The organism is Flagellimonas ulvae (assembly GCF_049333175.1).
In the GTDB taxonomy this organism is placed as follows: domain Bacteria; phylum Bacteroidota; class Bacteroidia; order Flavobacteriales; family Flavobacteriaceae; genus Flagellimonas.
Genome location: NZ_CP186325.1, coordinates 3,785,887 through 3,811,154 on the forward strand (window position 1 = coordinate 3,785,887; position 25,268 = coordinate 3,811,154).

The 25,268-nt window shown below is 38.7% G+C and carries 27 protein-coding genes; 18 read left to right on the forward strand and 9 right to left on the reverse strand.

What is annotated here, in order from left to right; all coding sequences use genetic code 11:
- Window positions 1-73: 73 nt before the first annotated feature.
- The 3 genes from ACOKFD_RS17640 to ACOKFD_RS17650 all read left to right on the forward strand — a co-directional run bounded on the left by ACOKFD_RS17640 (window position 74) and on the right by ACOKFD_RS17650 (window position 2,524).
- Window positions 74-634 (forward strand): RNA polymerase sigma factor, encoded by a 561-nt coding sequence (locus ACOKFD_RS17640; protein ID WP_422861033.1) that lies wholly within the window; start codon window positions 74-76, stop codon window positions 632-634.
- A gap of 10 nt (window positions 635-644) precedes the next feature.
- Complete coding sequence (locus ACOKFD_RS17645) at window positions 645-1,376, forward strand: hypothetical protein (protein ID WP_422859112.1); 732 nt, start codon at window positions 645-647, stop codon at window positions 1,374-1,376.
- A gap of 77 nt (window positions 1,377-1,453) precedes the next feature.
- Window positions 1,454-2,524 carry a hypothetical protein gene (locus ACOKFD_RS17650; RefSeq protein WP_422859113.1) on the forward strand — a complete coding sequence of 357 codons (1,071 nt, stop codon included), beginning with the start codon at window positions 1,454-1,456 and terminating at the stop codon, window positions 2,522-2,524.
- A gap of 72 nt (window positions 2,525-2,596) precedes the next feature.
- Here the strand turns inward: ACOKFD_RS17650 and ACOKFD_RS17655 are convergent, their stop codons facing one another.
- Together ACOKFD_RS17655 and ACOKFD_RS17660 are read right to left on the reverse strand one after the other, a co-directional pair.
- Window positions 2,597-2,836 carry a zinc-ribbon domain-containing protein gene (locus tag ACOKFD_RS17655; RefSeq protein WP_422859114.1) on the reverse strand — a complete coding sequence of 80 codons (240 nt, stop codon included), beginning with the start codon at window positions 2,834-2,836 and terminating at the stop codon, window positions 2,597-2,599.
- A gap of 24 nt (window positions 2,837-2,860) precedes the next feature.
- Window positions 2,861-3,391, reverse strand: coding sequence for a DUF4442 domain-containing protein (locus ACOKFD_RS17660; RefSeq protein WP_422859115.1), 531 nt, complete (start codon window positions 3,389-3,391; stop codon window positions 2,861-2,863).
- 142 nt (window positions 3,392-3,533) lie between these two features.
- Here ACOKFD_RS17660 and dnaG point away from each other — a divergent pair, with 142 nt between their 5' ends.
- Entirely contained in the window at window positions 3,534-5,507 is a 1,974-nt protein-coding gene (gene dnaG, locus ACOKFD_RS17665) for a DNA primase (protein WP_422859116.1), read from the forward strand.
- 54 nt (window positions 5,508-5,561) lie between these two features.
- Here dnaG and ACOKFD_RS17670 read toward each other — a convergent pair whose 3' ends face one another.
- A complete protein-coding gene (locus tag ACOKFD_RS17670; RefSeq protein ID WP_422859117.1) occupies window positions 5,562-6,191 on the reverse strand; it encodes a response regulator in 630 nt (209 codons plus the stop codon).
- A 162-nt stretch (window positions 6,192-6,353) separates the two neighbouring features.
- The gene (gene nadE, locus ACOKFD_RS17675; RefSeq protein ID WP_422859118.1) at window positions 6,354-7,142 is read right to left on the reverse strand and encodes an NAD(+) synthase; all 789 of its coding nucleotides are present in this window, start codon (window positions 7,140-7,142) and stop codon (window positions 6,354-6,356) included.
- A gap of 30 nt (window positions 7,143-7,172) precedes the next feature.
- On the opposite strand from nadE, the gene gldB reads away from it, so the two are divergent.
- Together gldB and gldC are read left to right on the forward strand one after the other, a co-directional pair.
- Window positions 7,173-8,201: a gliding motility lipoprotein GldB gene (gldB, locus tag ACOKFD_RS17680; protein ID WP_422859119.1), complete on the forward strand. Its 1,029-nt coding sequence runs from the start codon at window positions 7,173-7,175 to the stop codon at window positions 8,199-8,201.
- The gene (gene gldC / locus ACOKFD_RS17685; RefSeq protein WP_422859120.1) at window positions 8,202-8,537 is read left to right on the forward strand and encodes a gliding motility protein GldC; all 336 of its coding nucleotides are present in this window, start codon (window positions 8,202-8,204) and stop codon (window positions 8,535-8,537) included. It abuts the gene before it with no gap.
- 21 nt (window positions 8,538-8,558) lie between these two features.
- On the opposite strand, the gene ACOKFD_RS17690 is transcribed toward gldC, so the two are convergent.
- Window positions 8,559-9,104 (reverse strand): hypothetical protein, encoded by a 546-nt coding sequence (locus ACOKFD_RS17690; RefSeq protein ID WP_422859121.1) that lies wholly within the window; start codon window positions 9,102-9,104, stop codon window positions 8,559-8,561.
- Between the two features lie 170 nt (window positions 9,105-9,274).
- Window positions 9,275-9,580, reverse strand: coding sequence for an antibiotic biosynthesis monooxygenase (locus ACOKFD_RS17695; protein ID WP_299000412.1), 306 nt, complete (start codon window positions 9,578-9,580; stop codon window positions 9,275-9,277).
- Between the two features lie 152 nt (window positions 9,581-9,732).
- On the opposite strand from ACOKFD_RS17695, the gene ACOKFD_RS17700 reads away from it, so the two are divergent.
- Window positions 9,733-10,032 carry a GTPase gene (locus ACOKFD_RS17700; protein WP_422859122.1) on the forward strand — a complete coding sequence of 100 codons (300 nt, stop codon included), beginning with the start codon at window positions 9,733-9,735 and terminating at the stop codon, window positions 10,030-10,032.
- A gap of 4 nt (window positions 10,033-10,036) precedes the next feature.
- Here the strand turns inward: ACOKFD_RS17700 and ACOKFD_RS17705 are convergent, their stop codons facing one another.
- From ACOKFD_RS17705 to ACOKFD_RS17715, 3 genes are all read right to left on the reverse strand, one after another.
- Entirely contained in the window at window positions 10,037-11,470 is a 1,434-nt protein-coding gene (locus ACOKFD_RS17705) for a serine hydrolase (RefSeq protein ID WP_422859123.1), read from the reverse strand.
- An 85-nt stretch (window positions 11,471-11,555) separates the two neighbouring features.
- Window positions 11,556-12,173 carry a ribosome biogenesis GTP-binding protein YihA/YsxC gene (gene yihA, locus ACOKFD_RS17710; RefSeq protein ID WP_422859124.1) on the reverse strand — a complete coding sequence of 206 codons (618 nt, stop codon included), beginning with the start codon at window positions 12,171-12,173 and terminating at the stop codon, window positions 11,556-11,558.
- Between the two features lie 2 nt (window positions 12,174-12,175).
- The gene (locus ACOKFD_RS17715) at window positions 12,176-12,940 is read right to left on the reverse strand and encodes an alpha/beta fold hydrolase (RefSeq protein WP_422859125.1); all 765 of its coding nucleotides are present in this window, start codon (window positions 12,938-12,940) and stop codon (window positions 12,176-12,178) included.
- Window positions 12,941-13,197: 257 nt separating this feature from the next.
- Between ACOKFD_RS17715 and ACOKFD_RS17720 the strand changes: the two genes are divergently transcribed.
- From ACOKFD_RS17720 to ACOKFD_RS17770, 11 genes are read left to right on the forward strand one after another with little or no spacing between them, the layout of a single operon-like run.
- The gene (locus ACOKFD_RS17720; protein WP_299000403.1) at window positions 13,198-13,653 is read left to right on the forward strand and encodes a division/cell wall cluster transcriptional repressor MraZ; all 456 of its coding nucleotides are present in this window, start codon (window positions 13,198-13,200) and stop codon (window positions 13,651-13,653) included.
- Entirely contained in the window at window positions 13,646-14,548 is a 903-nt protein-coding gene (rsmH, locus tag ACOKFD_RS17725) for a 16S rRNA (cytosine(1402)-N(4))-methyltransferase RsmH (RefSeq protein WP_422859126.1), read from the forward strand. Before ACOKFD_RS17720 ends, rsmH begins: the two co-directional genes overlap by 8 nt.
- 32 nt (window positions 14,549-14,580) lie before the next feature.
- On the forward strand, window positions 14,581-14,898 hold the full coding sequence (locus tag ACOKFD_RS17730; protein ID WP_299000400.1) for an FtsL-like putative cell division protein: 318 nt from the start codon (window positions 14,581-14,583) through the stop codon (window positions 14,896-14,898).
- Window positions 14,899-16,908 carry a penicillin-binding protein gene (locus tag ACOKFD_RS17735; RefSeq protein ID WP_422859127.1) on the forward strand — a complete coding sequence of 670 codons (2,010 nt, stop codon included), beginning with the start codon at window positions 14,899-14,901 and terminating at the stop codon, window positions 16,906-16,908.
- The gene (locus ACOKFD_RS17740) at window positions 16,905-18,368 is read left to right on the forward strand and encodes a UDP-N-acetylmuramoyl-L-alanyl-D-glutamate--2,6-diaminopimelate ligase (protein WP_422859128.1); all 1,464 of its coding nucleotides are present in this window, start codon (window positions 16,905-16,907) and stop codon (window positions 18,366-18,368) included. Before ACOKFD_RS17735 ends, ACOKFD_RS17740 begins: the two co-directional genes overlap by 4 nt.
- Before the next feature lie 4 nt (window positions 18,369-18,372).
- On the forward strand, window positions 18,373-19,593 hold the full coding sequence (gene mraY / locus ACOKFD_RS17745) for a phospho-N-acetylmuramoyl-pentapeptide-transferase (RefSeq protein ID WP_422859129.1): 1,221 nt from the start codon (window positions 18,373-18,375) through the stop codon (window positions 19,591-19,593).
- A complete protein-coding gene (gene murD, locus ACOKFD_RS17750) occupies window positions 19,594-20,928 on the forward strand; it encodes a UDP-N-acetylmuramoyl-L-alanine--D-glutamate ligase (RefSeq protein WP_422859130.1) in 1,335 nt (444 codons plus the stop codon).
- A gap of 1 nt (window position 20,929) precedes the next feature.
- Window positions 20,930-22,135 (forward strand): FtsW/RodA/SpoVE family cell cycle protein, encoded by a 1,206-nt coding sequence (locus ACOKFD_RS17755; RefSeq protein WP_422859131.1) that lies wholly within the window; start codon window positions 20,930-20,932, stop codon window positions 22,133-22,135.
- Window positions 22,122-23,210, forward strand: a complete 1,089-nt coding sequence (gene murG / locus ACOKFD_RS17760) for an undecaprenyldiphospho-muramoylpentapeptide beta-N-acetylglucosaminyltransferase (protein WP_422859132.1) — start codon at window positions 22,122-22,124, stop codon at window positions 23,208-23,210. Before ACOKFD_RS17755 ends, murG begins: the two co-directional genes overlap by 14 nt.
- A complete protein-coding gene (murC, locus tag ACOKFD_RS17765) occupies window positions 23,207-24,559 on the forward strand; it encodes a UDP-N-acetylmuramate--L-alanine ligase (RefSeq protein WP_422859133.1) in 1,353 nt (450 codons plus the stop codon). The genes murG and murC overlap by 4 nt, the downstream gene beginning before the upstream one ends.
- Window positions 24,549-25,268, forward strand: coding sequence for a cell division protein FtsQ/DivIB (locus ACOKFD_RS17770; RefSeq protein ID WP_422859134.1), 720 nt, complete (start codon window positions 24,549-24,551; stop codon window positions 25,266-25,268). The genes murC and ACOKFD_RS17770 overlap by 11 nt, the downstream gene beginning before the upstream one ends.

Sequence of the window (25,268 nt, forward strand, 5' to 3'; positions counted from 1 at the left end):
AGTTAATACCTCGGGCAACGTTTTCTACTTCAATCACGTCTACTTAATATAGAACACAAACTTGAAACCGCTCTTGAAAATCATAGCGTTCAGCAACAACGAGAAAATCTGGATTAAAAAGGCAGCGTCTGGCGATTCTAAAGCGCAGCGAATGCTTTATGAAAGATATGCCGGAAAAATGTTGAGCATATGTAGACAGTACATTAAAGATGTTCAATTTGCCGAAGATGTAATGGTTCATGCCTTTGTTAAGGTATTCAAGAATCTGGACAGTTTTGAACATCGAGGAAGTTTTGAAGGATGGGTTCGCAAAATCATGGTCAGGGAAAGTATTTCTTATTTAAGAAAAAGACAGTTTGTGGTTTACGATGATGAAGTTTTGGAAAATCAGGAACAATCCATGGATTCATCGTATAGTGCTTTTGACATGGCCTACATACAAAATGAGATAGACAGGCTTCCTGAAGGATATAAGATGGTGTTTTTGTTATACGCGGTTGAAGGATATAAGCATCATGAGATAGCGGAGATGTTACAAATATCAGAGGGAACGTCAAAGTCACAATTGTTCAAGGCTAGAAAATTGTTGCAGGAGAATTTAAAGTGGATGGTAAAAAGTACAGGTTGGAATTAATGAAATGGATATGGAAAAGTTTGAAAAACATATTAAGGAAAAATTAGAAACGAGGAAAATAAATCCTTCGGCCAATGCATGGGAAAAAATATCTCATGAACTATCCACGATTCAAAAACCAAAAAGAAAAAGAAAGTATGGATACGCTATTGCAGCAGGCTTTATTGGATTGTTGATAGCGTTTGGAATTCTCCTTTTTAATAATGAACCAAATCAAAATACGCTTCCGCTTGTAGAAGAAGACAGCTTGCCAAAAGAACAATTAAAAAAAGAGAAATCTCCTGAATTTAAGGCCCAGCAAACGGAAGTGGCCAAGTCTCCGGAAGAAACCCTGAAAGAATCTAAATACAATACTGTTTCAGAAAAAACCTTGATTAATCCAGTGGTAATTGAAATACAAGAAACTGAACAAATCAATAGAATGCCTTTGAAAGATTCAGCAGTAGCTATTTCAGAGGATGTTATCAATACTAAAGTAAACGAAGTCATGAATCAAGTTACATTGCTTGAGGATATGGCCAATGCAGAAATTACGGATGCTGAGGTGGATTCATTGCTCCGAGCTGCTCAGCGAGAAATATTGACGGACGGATTACTCAATCCGGAAGGGAAAGTGGATGCCATGGCCCTACTGACCGAGGTTGAAGACGAGTTGGACGAATCTTTCCGGGACCAAATATTCGAAGCACTCAAACAAGGTTACCTAAAGGTAAGAACAGCAGTGGCTGATAGAAATAATTAATCATCAATCAAAAAGCCTTTGTTTTCTCCTCCCCATTTTTGGGGAGGCAGGAACTGAAGGTTCCAAAATCAATCAAAATGAGACACGTTACCCTGTATGTAGCAGCATTAATTCTTTTTGTTGTAAGTCAAAATCTAAATGCCCAAAAACGGTATGAGCGTAAAATAGAGGTTCTTGAGGAGCAAAAAGAAAAAATTACCAAGCAGGAAAAAGAAGCTTTAAAGCTCGAAGTTAAGGACATAAACAAACGTTTAGACAGAGGCGCTATTACTTTAGAAAAGGCAGAAGAACTTAAGACGGAAGCTGCAAGAAAGCGGGCACTTAACATAGAGAATAGAGTAGCCATTCTTCAAAACCAAATAGAACTCTTAAAACGAAATGAAGGAAAGACTTTGGTAATGCTTGAGCTGGACACCATTGCAGAAAAAGGAGTTCGTCTAGGTGTTGATGTTAATGGAAAACCTACTTTTTTGTTTAGGGGAAAGGATTGGAGAAACAAAGTAAAATATGATAGAAGAACCTATTCGGATTTTGTCTTTGCGATAGGATTGAACAATGCAATAATTGAAGGTCAATCTTTGGATGACTCTCCGTATAAGATAGGAGGTAGTCGTTTTTTTGAAATGGGTTGGCAATGGCGTACTCGAGTTTTTAGAAATACTAATTTCTTACGTTTCCATTATGGCTTTTCATTTCAATTCAATGGACTTAAACCAGACGATAATCAATACTTCGTGCAAGATGGAGACCAAACCAGCCTGGAAGAGTTTGATGTTGAATTGGACAAAGCAAAGTTGAGAATGGACAATCTGGTCTTTCCCGTTCATTTAGAGTTTGGGCCTTCAAAGTTTCGGGAGACCGAAAAGAGTATTCGGTATTCCCTCCAAAATCAATTACGGATTGGAATAGGTGGATACGGAGGATTCAATCTAGGAACACGTCAGAAACTAAAATACAATCAGGGTGGTGAACGTATTAAAGAAAAACTAAAACGCGATTATAACACCAGTGACCTAATTTATGGTATAAGCGGTTATATAGGATTTGACGGAATTCTGCTATATGCCAAATACGATTTGAACCCTATATTCAAAGATGCGTTGGTAGAACAAAACAATATCTCCTTGGGCCTAAGGTTTGATTTATAAACCAAATTAAACATTTGAAGTAAGTCAGATTTGGCGGAGTCGGAAGAAGTATCATTTCTAATTCCGCTTAATCTATTTAAGGGCTCTCTCCATCTCAGCAGAAAACTCTTTTTTGTAATAAACTCGTTTGCAATGCGAACATTCTGCATAACGCGATGTGTTTATGGTCCAAATCGGAATCCAAAAAAGATGTAGGTAATTGGGTTGGGAATATGCTGTTAGTGTGCTCAATTGTTGGCAATGTGGGCAGGTGATGTCTGAAAGTGTCTTTGTAGTCGCTTTACCTGGACGTGTTCCGAAAAAAAGTATCATGTTTTAAAGATAGTTCAAGATATTCTAGGATTTGCTTTTTGTTTTGGAACGTTTCTTTTTATAAAAGGGTTTATTAGCGACATAAATGGTTTTGTTCACCACGCAAAACACTTTGGATTTATCTTTATCCATAAGTTGAGTTTCCTTTATTATGGTAATCTCATTTTCTGAAGCAACCCGTTGTTTAATTTTTTCTATTTCATCATGGGAATACCTAAAATCTGCGAATAGAGTTTCTCGAGCGGGACGTTTAAACAAAATTTCTGCAGATTTATCCCAAACCACATAATCCTCACCTAAAATATTCATTAACTGAACCATGGGAATTGGGTCTACCGCTGAGAACATGCTCCCGCCAAAGATGGAATTGACATAATTCCTGTTTTTATAATTAATGGGAAGCCGAACACTAATATCCATCAAATCCTTAGATACTGAGATAATTCGCCCTGTACTTCTCCGATACATGGGCGATAGGTTAAAACCATGCTTAAAAAGTAAATCTTTTCCAAAAAATTTGGAACCTATCTTGGTAAGTTTTTGGTAAATGGACATAAACTGCAAATTACGCTTTGGGGTTAAAACTAAGATAATGAATCTCCTTATAAATAGGTTTAAGGATTAAAGAATGCTAGGGTGAAAGGTGCTGGGAATTTTGATTTTTATGTACCTTTAAAAGCTATTTTTATTCGCAGATTTGATATCAAAAGCTACCATAGACCAAGTATATGAAACCGCTAGGGTGGAGGAGGTAATTGGAGATTTTGTCCAGTTAAAAAAAGCGGGCTCCAATTTTAAGGGTCTCAGTCCATTTAGTGATGAGCGCACACCAAGTTTTATGGTATCTCCGGTCAAACAAATTTGGAAAGATTTCAGTAGTGGCAAAGGGGGCAATGTGGTGGCATTTTTGATGGAGCATGAACACTTTACCTATCCAGAGGCTATCAGGTACTTGGCCAAGAAGTATAATATTGAAATTGAGGAGACAGAACGTACCGATGAAGAAAAGGAAGAGGCTAATGCCCGAGAAAGCATGTATCTGGTATCCGAGTTTGCCCAAAAGTATTTTTCGGATACCATGTGGGAAACAGAACCTGGTAAAGCCATAGGACATTCCTATTTTAAAGAAAGGGGTTTTTTAGATAGCACTATCAAGAAGTTTGGATTAGGGTATAGCTTGAATGAATGGGAAGCTTTTACAAAAACCGCTTTGGAAAAATCCTACCAGTTGGAATTCTTGGAGAAAACCGGACTTACCATTGTGAAAGAGCAAACGGATGGTACCAGTAGAAAGTTTGATAGGTTTAAAGGAAGGGTAATGTTCCCTATCCATTCCATGAGTGGTCGCGTGTTGGGTTTTGGTGGTAGAATCTTGACCAATGATAAGAAAGCGGCCAAGTATCTCAATTCTCCAGAAAGTGATATATACCACAAGAGCAAGGTGCTGTATGGTATTTATTTTGCCAAACAAGCTATTGCCAAGGAAGACAATTGCTATTTGGTGGAAGGGTATACGGATGTGATTCAAATGCATCAAAGGGGTATTGAAAATGTGGTGGCTTCCAGCGGAACAGCGTTGACACCCGAACAAATTCGACTTATAAATAGGCTGACCAAGAATATTACCGTGCTTTTTGATGGAGATGCTGCTGGACTTCGAGCTTCCTTACGGGGAATCGATTTGATTTTGGAGCAGGGTATGAATGTGAAGGTCTGTTCTTTCCCAGAAGGGGAGGATCCGGATAGTTTTGCCAAAAACAACACGTATGAAGATGTTGTGCTGTATTTGGAAGAAAATGCCAAGGATTTCATCCAGTTCAAGACTTCCATGTTAACACGGGAAGCTTCTGATGACCCTATAAAACGAGCTGATACGGTTCGGGATATTGTCAACAGTATCAGCAAGATTCCAGACCAGATAAAAAAAGAAATCTATATCCAGGAATGTGCCAAGATAATGCAGATTTCTGAAGAGGTTTTGTACAACACGCTTGCCCAAATCAATAAAAAAGAAAGGGGAGAGGCCAGTAAGAAGATAAAGCAAGAACAGAAGGCCTTTGAAGTGGTGAAGCATGACCAGGTTGTTGAAAAAGTGGATGTGCTTTATGAGTTGGAACGGAAAATTATCGAAATGCTCTTGCTTTATGGAAATCGCAAAGAGGAATTTGAAGATTTGGTACTAAAAGAAAACGAAGAGGGTGAGTTGATGTTGGAACCTGAAGTGGTTGAAGCCAAAGTGTACGAGAAAGTATATCTGGACCTTCAAGAAGATGAGATTGAACTGACCAACGAACAATTTAAGAACATTTATTATCGCCTTATTGGCAATTTGAATGAAAGAGAAGAGTTTACTATTAACGGTTTTCTTGCAGGACTGGAACAAGGTCTAGTAGAAGAGGTTTCCTCTATTCTTATGGAAGAAGAACGATATACCTTGCACGATTGGGAAAGGAAAGATATTTATCCAAAGGATAAAGAAACAGGAGTGGCTCAATTGGTAGGTGAAACCATTCTTACGTTACGATGTAATTTAATCAAGGCTAGAATTAATGAATTGCAGACAAATACAGAGGATAATCATGAGGATAACTCCGAGACCTTGGAGGAAATTATGAACTATCTTCAGTTGAACAAATTACTCAACGCCAAATTGAATAGGGTTTTGTCATAAAAAATCCCGAAACAACATTTTGTCCGGGATTTTTAATTTGGTATTGGTTTATGTTTAGTACAGCTCCAATGCTTTGGCTTGCTGTAGTAAATCCACAAGATTATCCACGTTCAATTTTTTCATCAAACGGGCTTTGTAGGTACTAACGGTTTTTTCATTTAAGTTAAGACCTTCGGCAACTTCTTTGTTTCGTTTGCCACTGGCCAGAAGCTTAAGCACTTCAACCTCTCTAGAGGAAAGCTTTCTGAAAAACCGTCTTGGTTTTTGTGTGCCTTCATCAAAAGCCAATCTTTGGGCCAGTTCATTGGTAATAAACATGTTTCCTTCACTTACTTTTCTAACTGCGGAAATAATGTAATCCAAATCAGCAGTTTTGGAAAGATAACCAAAAGCCCCCGCACGGATGGTGCTCAGTGCATACACATCTTCTGATTGCCCACTGTACATCAATGCCTTAACGTTGGGAAATTCTTGTTTCATTTTGCGCAAGGTGGCAATTCCGTTAATTTCTGGAATGTCCATTTCCAACATAACAACATCAGGGGTAACCTTTTCTAATACTTCAAAAAGCTCGCCTGTGGTCGCAACATCAGCAATGACTTCCATATCGTTGCCAGATTCAATGACCTGCTTAATGCCTAGACGAACTATGGGATGGTTGTCCGCTATTAATACTTTTATCATTCGGTTTGGGTTTAAGAAATTATAAGTTGATTAGTAATTATTTACTTACACGGCGTGCCGGCAAGTTAACCAATTGAGGATATAAAAGTGTGATTTTTTTCTTAAAACCTTAAAATTTCTGGGGTTTTTTTCGTCTTAAGCTGGGTTTTTTCGGACAAGTCGCTATTTTATGCTATCAGGAATTTCGCAAATAGGTATAGGAATCATCTTATGTTTGTTGGCAGAATTGAACTTTTTGTAAATTGAAAAGACTTCTTTTTCCCTGCCTGTAAAATTGGATTCTGTTTTACCTTCATCATCCATTTTCATAGCCCATTCAAGTTCTGGATAGGATGCTCCTATTTGGTCTTCATCTGTTCTGTGATCACCCCAAAGACCATCTGTTGGCGCTGCATCCATAATATCCTGGTTTACGCCCAGCTCACTGCCTAGAGCATATACTTCAGTCTTTAACAAGTCTGCAATAGGGCTAAGGTCTACCCCGCCATCTCCATATTTGGTGTAAAATCCGATACCAAAATCTTCAACTTTATTACCTGTTCCCGCAACCAGATAACCCTTTAGCGCTGCGAAATAGTATAAGGTGGTCATTCTTAGCCGTGCACGGGTATTGGCCAGCGACATAAAACGTTCCTCTTCATCTTCAACTTTAGGGAGTGCTTCGACCAAACTATCAAATACAGTGGTAAGATTTACCGGTTGTCGTTTTACATTTTCAAAATTGGCCATTAGCCAATTAATATGGCCATCAGCTCTTGTGACTTGATTTTCCCCTTGATGAATTGGCATTTCGACACATAGAAGGTCTAGCCCAGTTTTTGCGCATAAAGTTGAGGTGACAGCTGAGTCAATTCCACCTGATACTCCAATCACAAACCCTTTCACTTTGGCATTGTTAGCATAATCTTTTAACCAGTCTACAATATGTGTTATTACCTTTTCAGTTTGCATAGCTTACTTTTTAGATTCAAAAAATTACCTTTGTGCCCTGTAAAAATAAACGCTGGCTTTATAATAATGAAGGGGTTGTCCAAATACTTTGAATATCAAATATCTACCTTTTTGGTTTTTGTCATTTTTTTATCGGTCGTAGGATGTAAAAAAGAGGATGAAACCGAAAAAAAGATAGCCCAGTTAGAACTAGACGTAAAGGTGCATCGCTTTGACCGTGAATTTGCTACCGCTCAACCTACCGATATACCACATTTAAAATCCAAATACCCCTACTTATTTCCAATACAGTTTCCAGATAGTATTTGGGAGGCAAAGCTTATAGATACACTTCAGGTAGAATTATCGGATGAGGTCAATAATGCTTTTGGCGATTTTTTAAAGGAGACCGAAGAACTGGAATTATTGTTCAAGCACATTTCATATTACTTCCCAAAAACATCACCACCTAAGGTCATTACATTAATATCCGATGTGCGCTATGAAGATCGTATTATTCTGACAGATTCACTGCTGTTAATAGGACTAGATAATTATTTAGGTCAAGAACATCGCTTTTACCAAAGTATTCCACGTTATGTGGCCCAAGGTTTGGATAAAAAATATTTAGCTTCTGATATAGCTAGTGCCTTTACCAAGAAGGTCTTAAAATTTCCAAGAAATAGAACATTTCTTTCTAGAATGGTCTATTATGGCAAGGAACTCTATTTAAAGGATAAGCTTTTGCCTTACAATTCAGATGCACAAATAATAAACTACACTGAGGAACAAATAGAATGGGCCCAAAACAATGAAGAACAAGTTTGGCGCTATTTTGTGGAACGCGAACTCTTATACAGTACTGAGTCCAGTTTAGATAGGCGTTTTTTAGACCCAGCTCCATTTTCAAAGTTTCAATTAGCACTGGATAATGAATCTCCTGGAAGATTAGGAAGATATATGGGTTGGCAAATTGTAAGAACTTTTATGGAAAAGAATCCAAAGGTTCAATTAATCGAGTTATTGGATTTGCCTGCTGACGAATTATTCAAAAAATCAAACTACAAACCAAAAAGATAGATGGCCGTAACACATACTTCAGAAATTACACTAAAAGTTGGTCTAGATGAGAATCGAGTACCGGAAGAACTAAATTGGTCTGCAGAAGATGGAGGCATAAAAAATGAAGAGGCCAAAGCCATGATGCTATCGGTTTGGGATAGTAAGAACCAAGAGTCTTTGAAAATTGACCTTTGGACCAAGGATATGCCAGTGGATGAGATGAAGGTCTTTTTTCATCAAACTTTGGTTACTATGGCGGATACCTTCATGAAAGCAACCCAAGACGAGAAAATGACCGCCACGATGAAGGATTTCTGCGACTATTTTGCAGAGAAACTAGAATTGAAGAAGTAAATCTGGCCTTCTAGAAAAACGCTAATGAATTTCAATAAAACCTTGGTCCACTAGAGTAAACCGTTTATGGTTTCGGGATTTTTTGGATTTTACCGCATAGTCCTGTTTGTGGAGTTCATAAGTATCCATATAGTTTGGTGTGACAACTTTTGCAGAAAAGCCATCTGTGTTTTCCAAAATCTCCAAACGGTAGTCTTTAGGGAAAAGTAATTCTTTAGTGACTTCCGCATAAGAGGCTATACTGGATATAACTTTTTCAGAAATTTTGGTCTTCTCAGGTGTAGTTTTGTAAAACTTCCACAGATCAGATGGATCTGCTTCTTCACTATTGCTGTAGGAGCCATAACTCTTAGACTCGCTGTTAATCTCCACTACAGCGCTGTGATAGTAATAATCACCTTTTTGGGCTAGGTGTATAGGTACATAGAAAATAACAACAATTTCATTATCTAAATGGTAAGCGCGATTCTCGAAGAAATCGGGAACGTATTCTCCAAGATCTTCCTTGATAATATCCTGAGCTTTTTGAACTATTTGTTTCTTGTTAAGCTGAATAGGGAAATTCATGGATTCTGTAGTATTTTTTTGGGACTTGCATGAAAAAAATGATAATAGTAGGAGTAGTGGAACTACAGTTTTGATGTTGTAGGTCATGGTAGAAATATTCATTGGTAATTTGGGATTACAATAATAGGAATAAAACCTTTTGGTACGAGACTCGACTAGAAGAAGTAAAGCTAGTATTCCTGAAACACTTCAAAATGAGTTACTTTTTCTGGGAATTCCAATAAAAAGTCTTGGTCCTCAGGATAATACTTGGCTTTTTCATAATCTTCACCTGCAAAGTTTTTGATGACCTCTAAATTGTCCCAAAAAGTAATCAGTTCAAAGTGGGCAAATTGTTCGTCGATTCTTTTCAGAAAAAGCAATTTTACAAAACCTTTGGTGTTTGAGTAATCCGGTACCGCTCTTTCATTCATGAACTCTTCATAAGCTTCTGCATGCGCTATTTTTGTTTTGCCTTTCCAGATTCTTGCTATCATTTTCCAGTTTTTTGAATAATTAAAATACACTTAAATCAAATCTTAACCATTAAAATGCATTGTATTTTTGAAACATAGAAAAGAAAATTCATGAAAAACTGATATTCGTTTACAATGCCAACTCCGGACGAAGGAATGCTATTTTGGATAGTATGCACAAAGTATTTAGTCCGTCCACTTATGATTGCAACCTATGTGATATTACCTATGGAATTGTTGGGGAAAATAAAATTTGGAAGCAATTTCGTAAAGAAGGCGGGCATGATATAATCTTCTTACACCGGGATGAATTCGCGAAGAAGTATGCATCCAAGTTTGGAGCTAAATTTACATTTCCTATTGTATTGGTCGAAGGAACTAACGGTCTGGAGGTGTTCATTGGTACTGACGCGCTAAATGGACTAAAATCGTCTCAAGAATTGATTCAGCTCATAGGGGAACGATTGAAATAGCTTCCTATTTGTTTTCTTCAAGCCATTCTTTGGCTACACTGGTATACCAAAAAGGAGAATAGTTTTCCGCATCCGCTATAGTTTGGAAGTGTATCCTGGCTTTTTCAATCTCACCTTTTCCATCATAGAAATCTCCCATATAAACATTAGCGTAGGGGTTTTTAGGGTCATTTTTGAGCAATCTAGCTCCAATGGCTTCAATTTTATCATCAAACGTATTGAATACTCCAAATCCTTTATGAAAAGCAACAGTTTTCAGGAACATTAGATTATGTAGAAGATTAAGATGTGCATATTCCAAATAATTTGGATAGGTTTCAAAAATTGCATCCAATAACTGTATGCTCTTTTTCCACTCTGTGTCATCAAATCTACTCATAAATGAGGCGGCCAAAGCTTGGGCCAACATCTTTTGGCGATTGAGCTTCGAGATTGGCAAGTTGGCCTCACCGTAGATATAACTCTGTAAATAACTCAGGGCAAAAAGCGAGCTGGTTACATCACCATAAATCAGTCTGGCAGGGTCACTCATAAAATTGTTATTGGCCAAAAGTATCAGGGTGGAGTTTTTTGCTGGAACTTTCAAAAATAAACTGGAGTAAGAATCATATTGGCCATATCCCCAAATAAGTTGAATCCCATCCAAAGATTGTACAAAAATTCCATGGCCATAGGGCAAATCTTCTTTAGGAACAGATAACATGAAGTCCCTTGTAGTATTGGAAATTAGGGATTGGTCATCCAAAGCGCGACTAAATTTCAACAAATCATGCGCAGTTGAGACAAGTCCTGATGAAGTGGATACGCCATATTCAATTGGGCCGGACTTGGCTTTCCCATCAAAAAGGTAAGGTTTCGCGAAAGTCGTATCATGTTTTTTTACGTCAACGGAATCATTCAAAAACCATGAATCATCCATCTTTAGTGGTGTTAAAATCTCTGAAGATACCATTTCGTGAAACTTATTTTCAGATGCTTTTTCGATAACCGGTGTCAAAGCCCCAAAACGATAGCTGTAATAAAAATTCTCCCCTAAATTACCTTGCGAGGTATGGGTCAGGATATGTTTTACCAACACAGAATCTCCTAATTTACTTTGTTTTAGAAATTCATTTATGGGAGTGTCCAACGATAATTTCCCCTGTTCCTTCAACTTCATCAATAAGACTCCCGAAAAAATCTTGGTCAACGAAGCGATTGGAAAAGAAGTATTCTTATTTACCTTAATGGAATCTTCAATATTGGCAAAGCCAAAATATTCTTCATAGATGATTTTGCCTTCTTTCTCAACCAATGCTGCTATACCTGGAATATGAAAGTATTCTTTTAATTGGGCTAGGTCTTCGGTAAATTGTTGATTTGCATTTTCTTGGGCTTTTGTGGAGAGGGGTAGACCAGAGAGCGCCAAAGTAAGAGTACAGAGAAAGACAATTTTCATTTTTTTGATTTTGATTGATACCCAAATATAATCTTTAGATTATCGAACAGGAAATCAAGGTTGCCTTATAGGGTTGGCAAAAAGATTAGAATTTCTTCGAGGAAAGAAACTCTTTATTGATACCATCAATAAATTCTAGAACTTCATCTCGGCCCATTCGTTTGCTTGATGAAGTTATAAAGTATGAAGGAGCTTCTTCCCAAACACCATCCAAAAGCTTTTGAAGATAAGACCGAACTTGTTTTTCAATTACGGCTGGCTTTAATTTGTCTGCCTTAGTGAAAATAATGGCAAAAGGAATACCGTTAGAACCCAACCATTCCATAAAATCTAGGTCAATAGGTTGTGGATCATGTCGAATGTCAACCAAAACAAAACCGCAAACCAATTGCTTACGCTTTTCAAAGTATTCTGTAATGTATTTTTGAAAGGTTTTTTTGTCCTTTTTGGATACTCGAGCATAACCATATCCAGGTAAATCTACCAGAAACCAATTATTGTTGATTTTAAAATGGTTGATAAGTTGAGTCTTTCCTGGTCTACCGGATGTTTTTGCCAAGTGTTTACGCTCGGTGAGCATATTTATTAAAGAGGACTTTCCAACGTTGGACCTCCCAATAAAAGCATATTCTGGAATGGGATCTTTAGGGCATTGGGCCACATTTGAATTCGACATCACAAATTCGGCCGAGATGATTTTCATGGTTAGAAATTACGGTTATCCAACCAGGTTTCTAGAATGGTATTGAACTCTTCCGGATGTTCCATCATGGGGGCGTGACCGCATTTCTCAATCCAGAACAAATCAGAATCTGGTAATAACTCATGAAATTCTTTGGCAACTTCAGGAGGGGTTACGGTATCATTTTCACCCCAAATAATACAGGTAGGGGTTTTCATGTGAGGCAAGTCCTTGGACATATTATGTCGGATAGCACTTTTGGCAATGGCCAAAGTTTTTACCAATTTCATTCGGTCATTTACCGTGGCAAACACTTCATCCACAATTTCCTTTGTAGCAACTTCCGGGTCATAAAAGACATCTTGGGCTTTTTGCTTTATAAAGTCATAATCACCCCTTCTGGGATAACCATCGCCCATCGCTTTTTCATAAAGTCCAGAGCTGCCAGTAATGACCAAGGCCTTAACCACTTCAGGAAATAATTTCGTGTGAAGCAATCCTATGTGGCCTCCTAATGAATTTCCCAATAGGATAACATCCTTCAACCCCTTAAATTCAATGAATTCCTCTAAAAATTTAGCAAAGTTTTTTACCGTGGTTTTCAACATGGGCATGTCGTAAATGGGCAGTTCAGGAATCAAAACTTGATATCCTTTCGATGGAAAATGTTCGGAAACACCTTGAAAATTACTTAGCCCGCCCATGAGTCCATGCAGGATGATTATGGGCTTCCCTTCACCTTGTTCAATGTAGTTGAATTTGCCTTCTCGAATGATTTGGTTTTCCATCTAAAGTTAGTTGGTACTGGGAGGGCAAATATAGGCAATTCATATAACAAAGATTTTTCCTATGAATCTGTAAAAAGCCCCCTTTTTATCAGTTGAGTTTGAAAATAGCGAACCACCTGATTTTTCGGTTTTAACACGAAAAACCTACCATTCATCTATAAATGTGGTGAATTTATTAACAAATGTGGAGTTAAGTGGAGAAATGTGGAAATAAAATCTATATATTTGAGTTGTTATTACTAACCAATTGATTTCTAGTGACCCATATAATTGGACAACATGATTGTAAAGCTGATACCAAAGGTAGGGTGATATTGCCTATTTCCTTAAAGAATCAGTTGTTGCCTGTTTTGCAGGATGGGTTTGTTATTAAGAGGTCGGTATTTCAACAGTGCTTGGAATTGTATCCAAAGAACGAATTTGATGCATTGATGCAAAAGGTGATGAAGAAAAGCAAGATCAACAGGAAGTATGATGCTTTTGTGAGAAACTTCGTGGCAGGTATGAAAGAGGTGGCTATAGATGGAGATTCTGGAAGGCTTCAAATACCTAAGAACCTTGTAGATTTTGCAGGAATAGGCAAAGAGGTGGTCTTGAATGCTGTTTTTGATAAAATAGAGATTTGGGACAAAGCGAAGTACGAGAAAGTTTTGGAAGAAGGAGAGAAAGACTACGCAGATTTGGCGGAAGAGATTTTTGCTGACGATGACTAGCGAGTACCATAATCCAGTTCTTCTGAAAGAGTCAGTAGACGGATTGGCAATAAAAGATAGTGGAGTGTATGTAGATGTCACTTTTGGCGGTGGCGGACACTCAAGGGAAATATTGAAAAGGTTGGGTGAAAATGGAAAATTGTTCGCCTTTGATCAAGATAAGGATGCGTTGGCGAATACAATTGAAGATTCCAGGTTTCAATTGATTAATCAGAATTTTCGGTTTCTCAATCAATTTTTAAAGTTCTATGGCATTCGGGAGGTTGATGGAATTTTGGCGGATTTTGGAGTTTCTTCCCATCAATTTGATAAAGCGGACCGTGGTTTTTCCATTCGATTCAATGCGGATTTAGACATGAGGATGAACCAAGAAGATCAGTTGTCAGCTTTTAAGGTGGTGAACTCATACTCACAAGAAAAGTTGGCTTCAATTCTGTTGGGTTATGGAGAATTGCGAAATGGAAAAGCAATAGCTAGAACCATTGTTGAGTCTAGAACGGTTTCTCCAATCAAAACCACAGAGGAGTTGAAAATGGTTTTACAACCTTTTCTGCCCAAGGCAAAGGAAAACAAAATCCTGGCCCAAATTTATCAAGCCATTCGTATTGAAGTGAATCAGGAGATAGAGGTGCTCAAAGAGTTTCTCCTTCAAGTTCCCAATATTTTAAAACCTGGTGGACGATTAAGCCTAATCAGCTATCACTCCCTGGAGGACAGGTTGGTGAAAAGGTTTATAAGAGATGGAAAATTTGAAGGGGAAGCAGAAAAGGATTTTTATGGAAATATAAATGTTCCGCTAAAAAAAGTAGGAGGACTAATTGTTCCATCGGCAGAAGAAATAGCTGCGAATAACAGAGCAAGAAGTGCAAAGCTGCGAATTGCGGTAAGAGTTTAAAACAAGGAACATCATTAATTGAAGAATAGGGAATGAAAAAAGGATTATTGGACATTTTAAAAGGAAAGTTTTTGGTAAGCGGTGATGCCCCCAAAAACTGGCTTTTTCTACTATTTGCCTCCTTTTTGGCAGCCTTGATGATTTCCAGTAGTCATAGGGCTGATAAAAAAGTCCATGAAATAGCGGCATTAAATGAAGAGGTGCGCAAGCTGCGAAGCGAGTTTGTTGAAGGTAGGTCTGCAGTACAGCAAATGCGTCTAGAATCTTCCATTCGTCAATCTATGGCCGAGGCCGGATTGGAACCCTCAAAAAATCCACCAAAAAAAATAAAAGTAAAGTCTGAAGATTAAATGGCCATTACTGATAAAAACATCATGAATCGACTGTACCTGACCGCAGGTGCACTGTTCGTTTTTTCAATGGGCATTGTGTTCAAGTTGGTGGATATTCAAATGGTCAAGGGTGATGATTATAAACAATTGGCCCTGAACAAGACCGAAAAGATGTTTACCATTGAGCCCAATCGGGGTAATCTTTATTCCCATGATGGAAGCTTGTTGGCGGCCTCAGTGCCCAAATATGAAATACGTTTTGACGCAAAGACCGTTTCTCAAGAAAATTTTCAGAAGTATGTGCCGGCATTATCTGATTCATTGGCAAAACTTTTCAGAAAACCTTCCTCGTATTATCGTCAGCTGTTTCGGAAGGCAAGAGCCAACGGGAATCGATATAAACTAGTAGCCCGTAATGTGGATTATTTGGATTACGTAAAAATCAAGCAATTTCCATTGTTTGACCTGGGTCCCTATAAAGGGGGGTTTATTGAGACCCACAAAGTGGTTCGCGAGTATCCATTGGGCAAAATGGCGGCTCGTAGTATTGGCTATGAAAGGGTAGATGAAAACGGGTATTATACTCGAGTTGGTATGGATGGTGCTTTCGGGGAGCTTTATTTAAGAGGGAAAGAAGGGAAACGTCTGAAACAAAAGATAGCAAAGGGTCAATGGAAGCCCGTCGGGTTAGACAATATTGTGGAACCACAGGACGGACGTGATGTGGTTTCCACTATCGATATAAATATCCAAGATATCGCGCACTACGCTTTGTTGGAGCAACTTGAAAAGTATAAAGCAGATCATGGCAGTGTGGTCGTAATGGAAACCAAAACAGGTGAGATTAAGGCGATTTCCAATTTAGGGAGAACGTCAGAAGGGAAGTATTATGAGAAGCTAAATTATGCCGTAGGAGAATCCCATGAGCCCGGTTCCACATTTAAACTAATGTCCTTGATTGCAGCTTTGGAAGATAAAGTAGTAGATACCAGTAGTGTATTTGATACCGAAAAAGGTAGATATAAAGTATATGATAGGGTAGTAAAAGATTCACGTTGGGGTGGCTACGGAAAAATTTCTCTAGCGAAAGCCTTTGCGCTCTCTTCGAACACGGTTTTTGCCAAGTTGATCAACGAGAATTATAAGGAAAAGCCAGAACGATTTGTCAATCGTTTGATGAACATGGATTTGCACAATGAGCTGGGATTGCCCATTGTTGGCGAAGGGAAACCAGTTATTCGGTATCCTGGCGATAAAGGATGGTCGGGTATATCATTGGCATGGATGTCTCATGGGTATGAAGTGTCCATGACTCCTCTACAGACCTTGGCATTTTACAATGCCATAGCCAATGATGGAATGTTTATTAAGCCCAAATTGATTAAATCCGTCAAGGAGGGAAATAAAGTAGTTAAGGCATTTGATAAAGAGGTAATTAACCCTTCAATCTGTTCTAAAGAGACTGTAAAAAAGGTACAACAGCTGCTAAAAGATGTAGTTGAAAAAGAATATGGAACTGGCCATGACCTGTATTCACCAGAATTCAGCATGGCGGGAAAAACAGGAACATGTCAAAAAAATTATGTTGCTAAAGACCCAGATAAGCTTGCTTACATTTCCTCTTTTGTTGGATATTTTCCTGCAGACAATCCAAAATATTCCTGTATCGTCGTGATTCATGAGCCTGATAAAGGTGTAGGGTATTATGGAGCGGATGTGTCTGGGCCAGTATTCAAGTCTATGGCGCAAAAAATACATACCATCTCACCTATCATTGATGAGGTAGATGAGAATATACCCGAATCTGAAGAATTGGATGATGACTACCAAAAGTATTTTGCCAAAGTGCAACAACAACACAGTACCGTCCCTAATGTTCAAGGGATGTGTGGCATGGATGCTATTTCCTTGTTAGAAAATCTTGGGCTTCAAGTAGAGATACGGGGTAATGGGAAAGTATCAAATCAATCGGTAAAACACGGAACTGCTTTGAGTGGTGTCACTAAAATTGTTTTGGAACTATCATGATGCTGTTAAAAGACATATTATATGGTGTAAGTCTTTCTGCGGTGAGTGGAAATACCAATATCATGGTGAATCAAGTTCATTTTGACTCACGTAAAGTGGAAATGGACGATGTCTTTGTTGCAGTTCGTGGAACCCTAACCGATGGGCACGAATACATTTCCAAAGCTTTGGAATCGGGAGCTATCGCGGTAGTGTGCGAAGAGCTTCCGAAACTATTGGTCAACGGAGTTACATACCTAAAAGTAAATAATAGCAATAGTGCTTTGGCGGTAATTGCTAGTAATTTTTATGGAAATCCATCCAAGAATTTAAAATTAGTTGGAGTTACTGGAACTAATGGTAAAACCACAGTCACCACTCTGCTATATGATTTGTTTACAAAGGCAGGCTACAAAGTGGGTCTACTTTCTACAATACGTGTAATGATTCACAATAAAGAATATCCGGCAACCCATACCACTCCGGATGTGCTTACCATTAACAAATATTTGTCCAAGATGAACGAAGAAGGGGTGGAGTTTTGTTTTATGGAAGTGAGCTCGCATGGAATTCATCAAAAACGAACCGAGGGATTGCATTTCTCGGGTGCAATTTTTACCAATCTTTCCCATGATCATTTAGACTATCATAAAACGTTTGCAGAATATCGAGACACTAAGAAAAAGTTGTTTGATGACCTCCCTAAATCTGCTTTTTGTCTTAGCAATACGGATGACAAAAATGGGTTGGTGATGTTACAGAACACCAAATCAAAAAAGTTGACCTATGCCTTGAAATCATACGCGGATTATAGAGGTCAGATTTTGGAAAAGCAGTTTGATGGCCAGCTTCTAAAATTGGATGACAACGAAATATGGACCAAACTTATCGGAGATTTCAATGCCTATAACTTATTGGCCATATATGCCACGGCATGTGAGTTGGGGTTGGATAAAATCGAAATTCTACGCCTTATCAGCGAACTGGAAACCGTAGATGGACGATTCCAATATTTTATTTCAAAAGACAAAATTAAGGCTATTGTCGATTATGCCCATACGCCGGATGCGTTGAAAAATGTATTGATAACCATCAATGCATTGAGGACTGGAAATGAAAACGTCATCACCGTTGTGGGGTGTGGTGGTGACCGTGATAAGTCGAAGCGTCCGGTTATGGGTCATATCGCCTCAGAAATGAGCGATCAGGCCATTTTTACTTCAGATAATCCAAGAAGCGAGCCCCCTATGGAGATTATCAAGGAGATGGAAAATGGAGTGGAGCCACAGAACACCAAAAAAATACTGTCTATTGAAGATAGGGGGCAGGCCATTAAGGCGGCATGCAAACTGGCCGCTACAAATGATATCATTCTAGTGGCTGGAAAGGGGCACGAGACCTACCAAGAAACTAAAGGAGTGAGAACAGATTTTGACGATTACAAAGAATTGCAAAAAGCTTTGGAAAGCTTGAATAAATAACAGGATGCTATACTATTTGTTTGAATATTTAGAAAAGCAATATCAACTGCCGGGAGCGGGATTGTTTCAGTTTTTGACCTTTCGTTCTGCCATGGCTGTTCTGTTGTCGCTTTTAATAGCTATGATCTATGGAAAACGTATTATTCTTTTCCTTCAGGCAAAACAAATTGGTGAAAGTATTCGTGACTTAGGACTGGAAGGTCAGCAACAAAAAGCAGGTACACCCACCATGGGAGGTCTTATCATCATTATGTCCACCTTGCTTCCCGTCATATTGTTTGCTGATATCAAAAACATATATGTAATCCTGCTGATTATAACCACAGTCTGGATGGGTGTCATTGGATTTATCGATGATTACATCAAAATCTTCAGGAAGAATAAAAAGGGGCTAAAAGGTAGATTCAAAGTGATGGGTCAAGTGGGTTTGGGTCTCATTGTTGGCGCTGTACTCTATTTCCATCCTGAGGTGACTTTAAAGGAAAAAGATACCACTCGTATAACCGAGAACTTCAAAGTTGAACAAGTTTACGGTGAAGAAATAAAAGCGGTTAGGACCAATGTACCTTTCTTCAAAAACAACGAGCTGGACTATTCTGAGATAATTTCTTGGATGGGTGAAGGTTTCGAAGACTATGCTTGGCTGATTTTCATTCCGATTGTAATCATTATTGTAACCGCGGTTTCCAATGGAGCTAACCTTACTGATGGTATTGATGGTCTTGCTGCGGGTTCCTCCGCAATCATTGTACTTACCCTTGGAATTTTTACTTGGGTATCTGGGAATATTGAATTTTCAGATTATCTGGACATTTTCTATCTGCCCAGAGTGGGTGAATTGGTGGTTTTTATTGCTGCTTTTGCAGGCGCCTTAGTTGGATTTTTATGGTACAATGCCTACCCAGCCCAAGTATTTATGGGGGATACAGGAAGTCTCACCATAGGCGGAGTAATAGCGGTAATTGCCATCATCATAAGAAAAGAGTTGTTGATACCCCTGCTATGTGGAATTTTCTTTGCAGAAACAGTTTCGGTCATGTTGCAGGTGAGCTATTTCAAAAGAACAAAAAAGAAATATGGTGAAGGAAAAAGGTTGTTCTTGATGGCTCCATTGCATCATCATTATCAAAAAAAATTATACCATGAGAGTAAAATAGTCACACGGTTTTGGATTGTGGGAATTCTATTGGCCATCATCAGTATTGTGACTTTAAAAGTGCGGTAGATGAAGCGTTTGGTGGTTCTTGGTGGTGGAGAAAGTGGTGTGGGAACTGCCATTTTAGGAAAAAAAGAAGGATATCAAGTTTTTGTCTCGGACAAAGGTGAGATACAACCAAAATATAAAGAAGTTCTTGAACATTTTGAGATTGAATGGGAGTCAGGAAAACATTCTGATGAAAAGATTCTACAGGCCGATGTTGTGATGAAAAGTCCTGGGATTCCAGATAAAGTGCCCTTAGTGCAGCAAATATTGGCACAAGGGATTCCGGTGATTTCAGAGATGGAGTTTGCTTCAAAATTTTCCAATGCCACGGTTATTGGAATAACAGGAAGCAATGGCAAGACCACAACAACTATGTTAACTCATCATTTGCTTAAAAATGGAGGGTTGAATGCTGGATTGGCCGGTAATATTGGTGATAGCTATGCTAAAATGGTTGCTGAACAGGATTTTGACATGTACGCCCTGGAAATAAGTAGTTTTCAACTGGACGGCATTCAGGATTTTAGACCGCATATTGCCGTCTTGACCAATATTACACCTGATCATTTGGATAGATATGACAATCAATTTGAAAATTATATCGCTTCCAAATTTCGGATAATAATGAATCAAACCGAAGATGATTTTTTCATCTATGATGCCGATGATCCAGTAATACGAGATGGACTCAAAAAATTCCCAATTCAATCCAAATTAGTGCCTTTCTCCTTAAAGGAAAAATTGGAGACAGGAGCTTGGTTGGAGGATAACATAATAAAAATGACTATTGAACATAAAACCTTGGAAATGAGCACAGATATTTTGGCCTTAGAAGGTCAACACAATGTAAAGAACACCATGGCGGCCAGTCTCGCTGCGCTTTTGGTTAATGTAAGGAAAGAAACTATTCGTCAGAGTATTGAGACGTTCCAAGGGGTGTCTCACCGTTTGGAAAAGGTGTTGAAAATTAACCATGTCGAATATATCAATGACTCCAAAGCTACCAATGTGAATGCTACGTATTATGCTCTGGATGGCATCAAAAAACCTATTGTCTGGATTGTTGGCGGTGTGGACAAAGGAAATGACTATTCCGAATTGATGCCTTTAGTACGTGAAAAAGTAAAAGCCATTGTTTGCTTAGGTGCTGATAATTCCAGAATAAAAGAGGCTTTTGGCAATGTGATTGAACTAATGGTGGAGACCTATTCCATGCAAGAGGCCGTAAAGGTGGCCTATAAAATTGCAGAACGAGGAGATAATGTTCTGCTCTCCCCTGCTTGTGCGAGTTTTGATCTATTCGAAAACTATGAAGACAGAGGAAATCAATTTAAAAGGGAAATAAAAAGATTATAGGATGTTGGCATTACTGAAAAATTTGAAAGGAGATAAAGCGATTTGGGCAGTTGTTGCCCTTTTGGCACTCTTCTCATTTTTGCCGGTTTATAGTGCCAGTACCAACTTGGTGTATGTGAACGATGATGGTACTACCCTGGGACACTTGGTAAAGCACGGTGTGCTTTTGTTCCTTGGTTTTGGAATCATCTACGCAGTACATCGCATTCCAACCCATTACTTTAAAGGACTTTCCATAATCGCCTTGCCCATTGTGTTGATATTATTGGCATATACCCTAACGGTGGAGACAAGAATAGGGGGTGTTACTGCAAATAGATGGATTAAGATTCCGTTTGTAGGTGTCAATTTCCAGACTTCTACGCTGGCCTCTGTGGTTTTAATGATATGGATAGCGAGGTATTTGACCAAGATAAAAGACGTACAAATCACTTTTAAGGAAAGTATATTGCCCTTATGGCTTCCAACGGCTTTGGTGGTACTATTGATATTGCCCGAGAACTTTTCTACAGCAGCCATTATTAGCTTTCTGGTATTGGTGTTATGCTTTCTTGGAGGATATCCTTTAAAATATCTGTTCTCTATGATGGGGGTGGGATTGGTACTTGCTGGAATGTTCCTTTTTGTGCTTTTCAAGGCGCCAGATATGTTACCGCAACGCGCAGGCACTTGGAAATCAAGAATAGAAACCTTTTGGAGTCCAGAAAAAGCGGATAGTGACGATTTGCATCAACTCACCTTAGCAAAGATTGCCGTCGCAGAAGGTGGATTGGTAGGAAAGGGAGCAGGAAAAAGTGTGATTAAGAATATGCTGTCCCAAAGTACTTCAGATTTCATCTTCGCCATTATTATAGAAGAATATGGTCTTTTAGGAGGAGGAGCGTTGATGTTTTTCTATCTGTTGTTATTGTTTAGGATAGTGGTGGTGGCCAATTCGGCCAAGACCATTTTTTCTAAACTTTTGGTCATTGGAGTTGGTTTGCCCATAGTGTTTCAAGCATTTATCAATATGGCTGTAGTGGTCCAATTATTTCCAGTAACGGGACAACCCCTTCCATTAATAAGTATGGGAGGTACATCCATTTGGATGACCTGTATGGCCATTGGAATTGTGTTGAGTGCTAGCAACAAAAAAGAAAATTTAGAGGAGGAATCCTATGATATGGATGAAAGTAACCCTTTGGAAGTATTAAGTGGACAACTATAGATTCATACTTTCCGGAGGAGGTACAGGAGGGCATATTTATCCAGCCATCGCCATCGCCAATGAGCTAAAGCGAAGGTATCCCCAAGCAGAATTTCTGTTTGTGGGGGCAAAGGATAAGATGGAGATGGAAAAAGTGCCAAAGGCAGGCTACAAAATAGAAGGCCTTTGGATAAGTGGATTGCAAAGAAAACTAACGTGGAAAAATCTAATGTTTCCACTAAAGCTAATAACAAGTTTGATTAGGGCCGGTAAAATAATCAAGAAGTTTAATCCCGATGTTGCCATTGGTACGGGAGGCTTTGCGAGTGGCCCACTTTTAAAGAAAGCAGCTCATAGAAATATTCCTTATGTGCTTCAAGAACAGAACTCGTATGCTGGCATTACCAACAAACTGTTGGCTGCTAAAGCGGACCGCATTTGTGTGGCCTACGATAATATGGAGCGATTCTTTCCAAAGGAAAAGATTGTGAAGACAGGAAATCCGGTTCGTGCGGATTTAGTCAGTATAAAAACAGATAAAGCTGAAGCCCTTTCATTTTTTGGCCTTGATGCAACTAAGAAAACAGTTTTGATTTTAGGAGGTAGTCTGGGAGCACGCAGGGTAAATCAATTGATAGAAAGTAAGCTTGGATATTTTGAATCCCAAGGAGTTCAACTACTGTGGCAATGTGGTAAGCTTTACCTGGAAGACTATGAAAAACATGATTCCAAAAATGTCAAAGTAAAAGCCTTTGTAAATAGAATGGATTTGGCCTATGCTGCTGCAGATTTCATTATTTCTAGAGCTGGTGCAGGTTCGGTCTCTGAACTGTGTTTAGTGGGAAAGCCGGTTTTGTTTATTCCTTCCCCCAATGTGGCAGAAGACCATCAAACCAAAAATGCAAAGGCATTGGAAGTTGAGAATGCGGCAGTGGTCCTAAAGGAAAACAAACTCGATGAAAAATTTGAATCTATTTTCTCCGAACTCTTGACTTCAGAAGAAGAACAGGAAAAACTAGGCGTAAACATTAAAAAAATGGCCTTGCCAAGCGCAACGGAACATATTGTGGATGAAATTGAAAAACTGCTAAAATGAAGCTGAAAGATATCCATAACGTCTTTTTTGTAGGTATCGGAGGCATTGGTATGTCTGCTTTGGCGAGATATTTCAATTATTTGGGTAAGCAGGTCGTAGGATATGACCGTGTGGAATCCCCAATTACCAAAGAGCTTCAAGCGCATGGAGTTGCAGTACATTTTCAAGATGATTTGGAATTGATTCCAGAGTCCTTTAAATCAAAAAATGAAACCTTAGTGGTTTATACTCCGGCGGTTCCCGATACCCACTCTCAGCTTCAATATTTCAGGAAAAATGGATTTGAGATTAAAAAGCGTGCAGAGGTATTGGGTATAATAACCAGAGATACATTCTGTTTTGCCGTAGCTGGAACCCATGGAAAAACGACGACATCCTGCATTTTGGCACATCTACTTAAGGAATGCGGAATACCTATTACTGCATTTTTAGGTGGAATTTCAGAGAATTTTAATAGCAATTTTTTGTTGGAGGGAACAGAGTATTCGGTTGTTGAGGCTGATGAATTTGACCGTTCCTTTTTACAACTTTCTCCAGATGTTGCCTGTATTACCTCAATGGATGCGGACCATTTGGACATTTACGGAAATCCCAAAGAATTGACGAAAGCCTTTGAGGATTTCTCAAAAAAGATAAAACCAGAGGGTACCCTTTTTGTAAAAAATGGGTTGCCTTTAGAAGGAATTACTTTCGGAATTGAAGATGACTCCCAATACCGAATAGAAAATATCACAATTGAACATGGAACCTACATTTTTGATTTGATCTCGCCCAAGGGAAGATTGGAAAAAACCCGATTCAATCAACCTGGACGGCACAATTTGCTCAATGGATTAGTTGCCTTCGCAATGGCGGTGCATGCGGGTTGCCCGCTGCACCGTTTAGCTGGGGCTATGGAAACGTTTAAAGGAGTACAGCGCAGGTTTTCCTATCAAATCAAGGAAGAAGATTTGGTGTTCATAGACGATTATGCGCACCATCCCACCGAAATCAACGCAGTTTTTGATGCTGTGAGCGAAATGTATCCTAGTGATGAAGTCACTGCAGTTTTTCAACCGCATTTGTTTTCCAGAACTAAGGATTTTGCAGATGATTTTGCACGTAGTCTGGAAAAATTCACTGTGGTATTGCTGTTGGATATTTACCCGGCCAGGGAAGAACCCATAGATGGGGTGACTTCAGAATGGCTATTGAAAAAGATTAATAACCCGAATAAAAAATTAGTGGATAAATCCAATCTAATTCAGGAATTGAAGAAGATAGATACCAAGATACTGGTCACCATGGGAGCTGGTGATATCGGTTTGGAAGTATCCAAAATAAAAGAAGAATTAGCGTATGCGAGTTAATTGGGACATACTAAAACTATCTGTATTAATCATAACGGCCATTGGTCTATATGGCTTTTCAGATTATAGGAGCAACAAAAGAGAAGTAGAACAAATTTCAATCAACTTCTTGGGAGACAATGACTTATTTATTGATGAGGCCTCAGTTAATAAATTGTTAATACAAAATTACGGCAGCGTCAAAAATAGGACAAAAGAACAATTAGTTTTGAATACCATAGAGAAGGTAATTCAGTCCAACGATATGGTAAAAAAAGCCCAAATCTATTTGACGGTAGACGGCAAGCTTATTTCTAAGATTGTTCAGCGAAAACCCATTGGAAGAATAGAAGGCGCATCAAAGTTTTACTTGGATGACGTTGGAAAACGTATGCCATTGTCCAAACATCATTCCGCACGTGTTCCCATTATCACGGGAAAAATTACGGGAAAGACTTTAGAGGATGCGTATACAATTCTTAACTATATCAACGAGGATGACTTTCTTAGAAAAAACGTGATTGGCATCCATGTTGAAGAAGAAGGTAATTATCAACTGCGGTTCAGAATGGAGAATTTTGTAGTTAATCTGGGCGGAGTGGATAATCTTAATGAAAAATTTAAAAATTTCATGGCTTTCTATGCAAAGGCTACCAAAGACAATTCTTTGGAAAAGTATGCGGTAGTGAGCCTCGAGTTCAACAATCAAGTGGTTTGCACCAAAATTTAA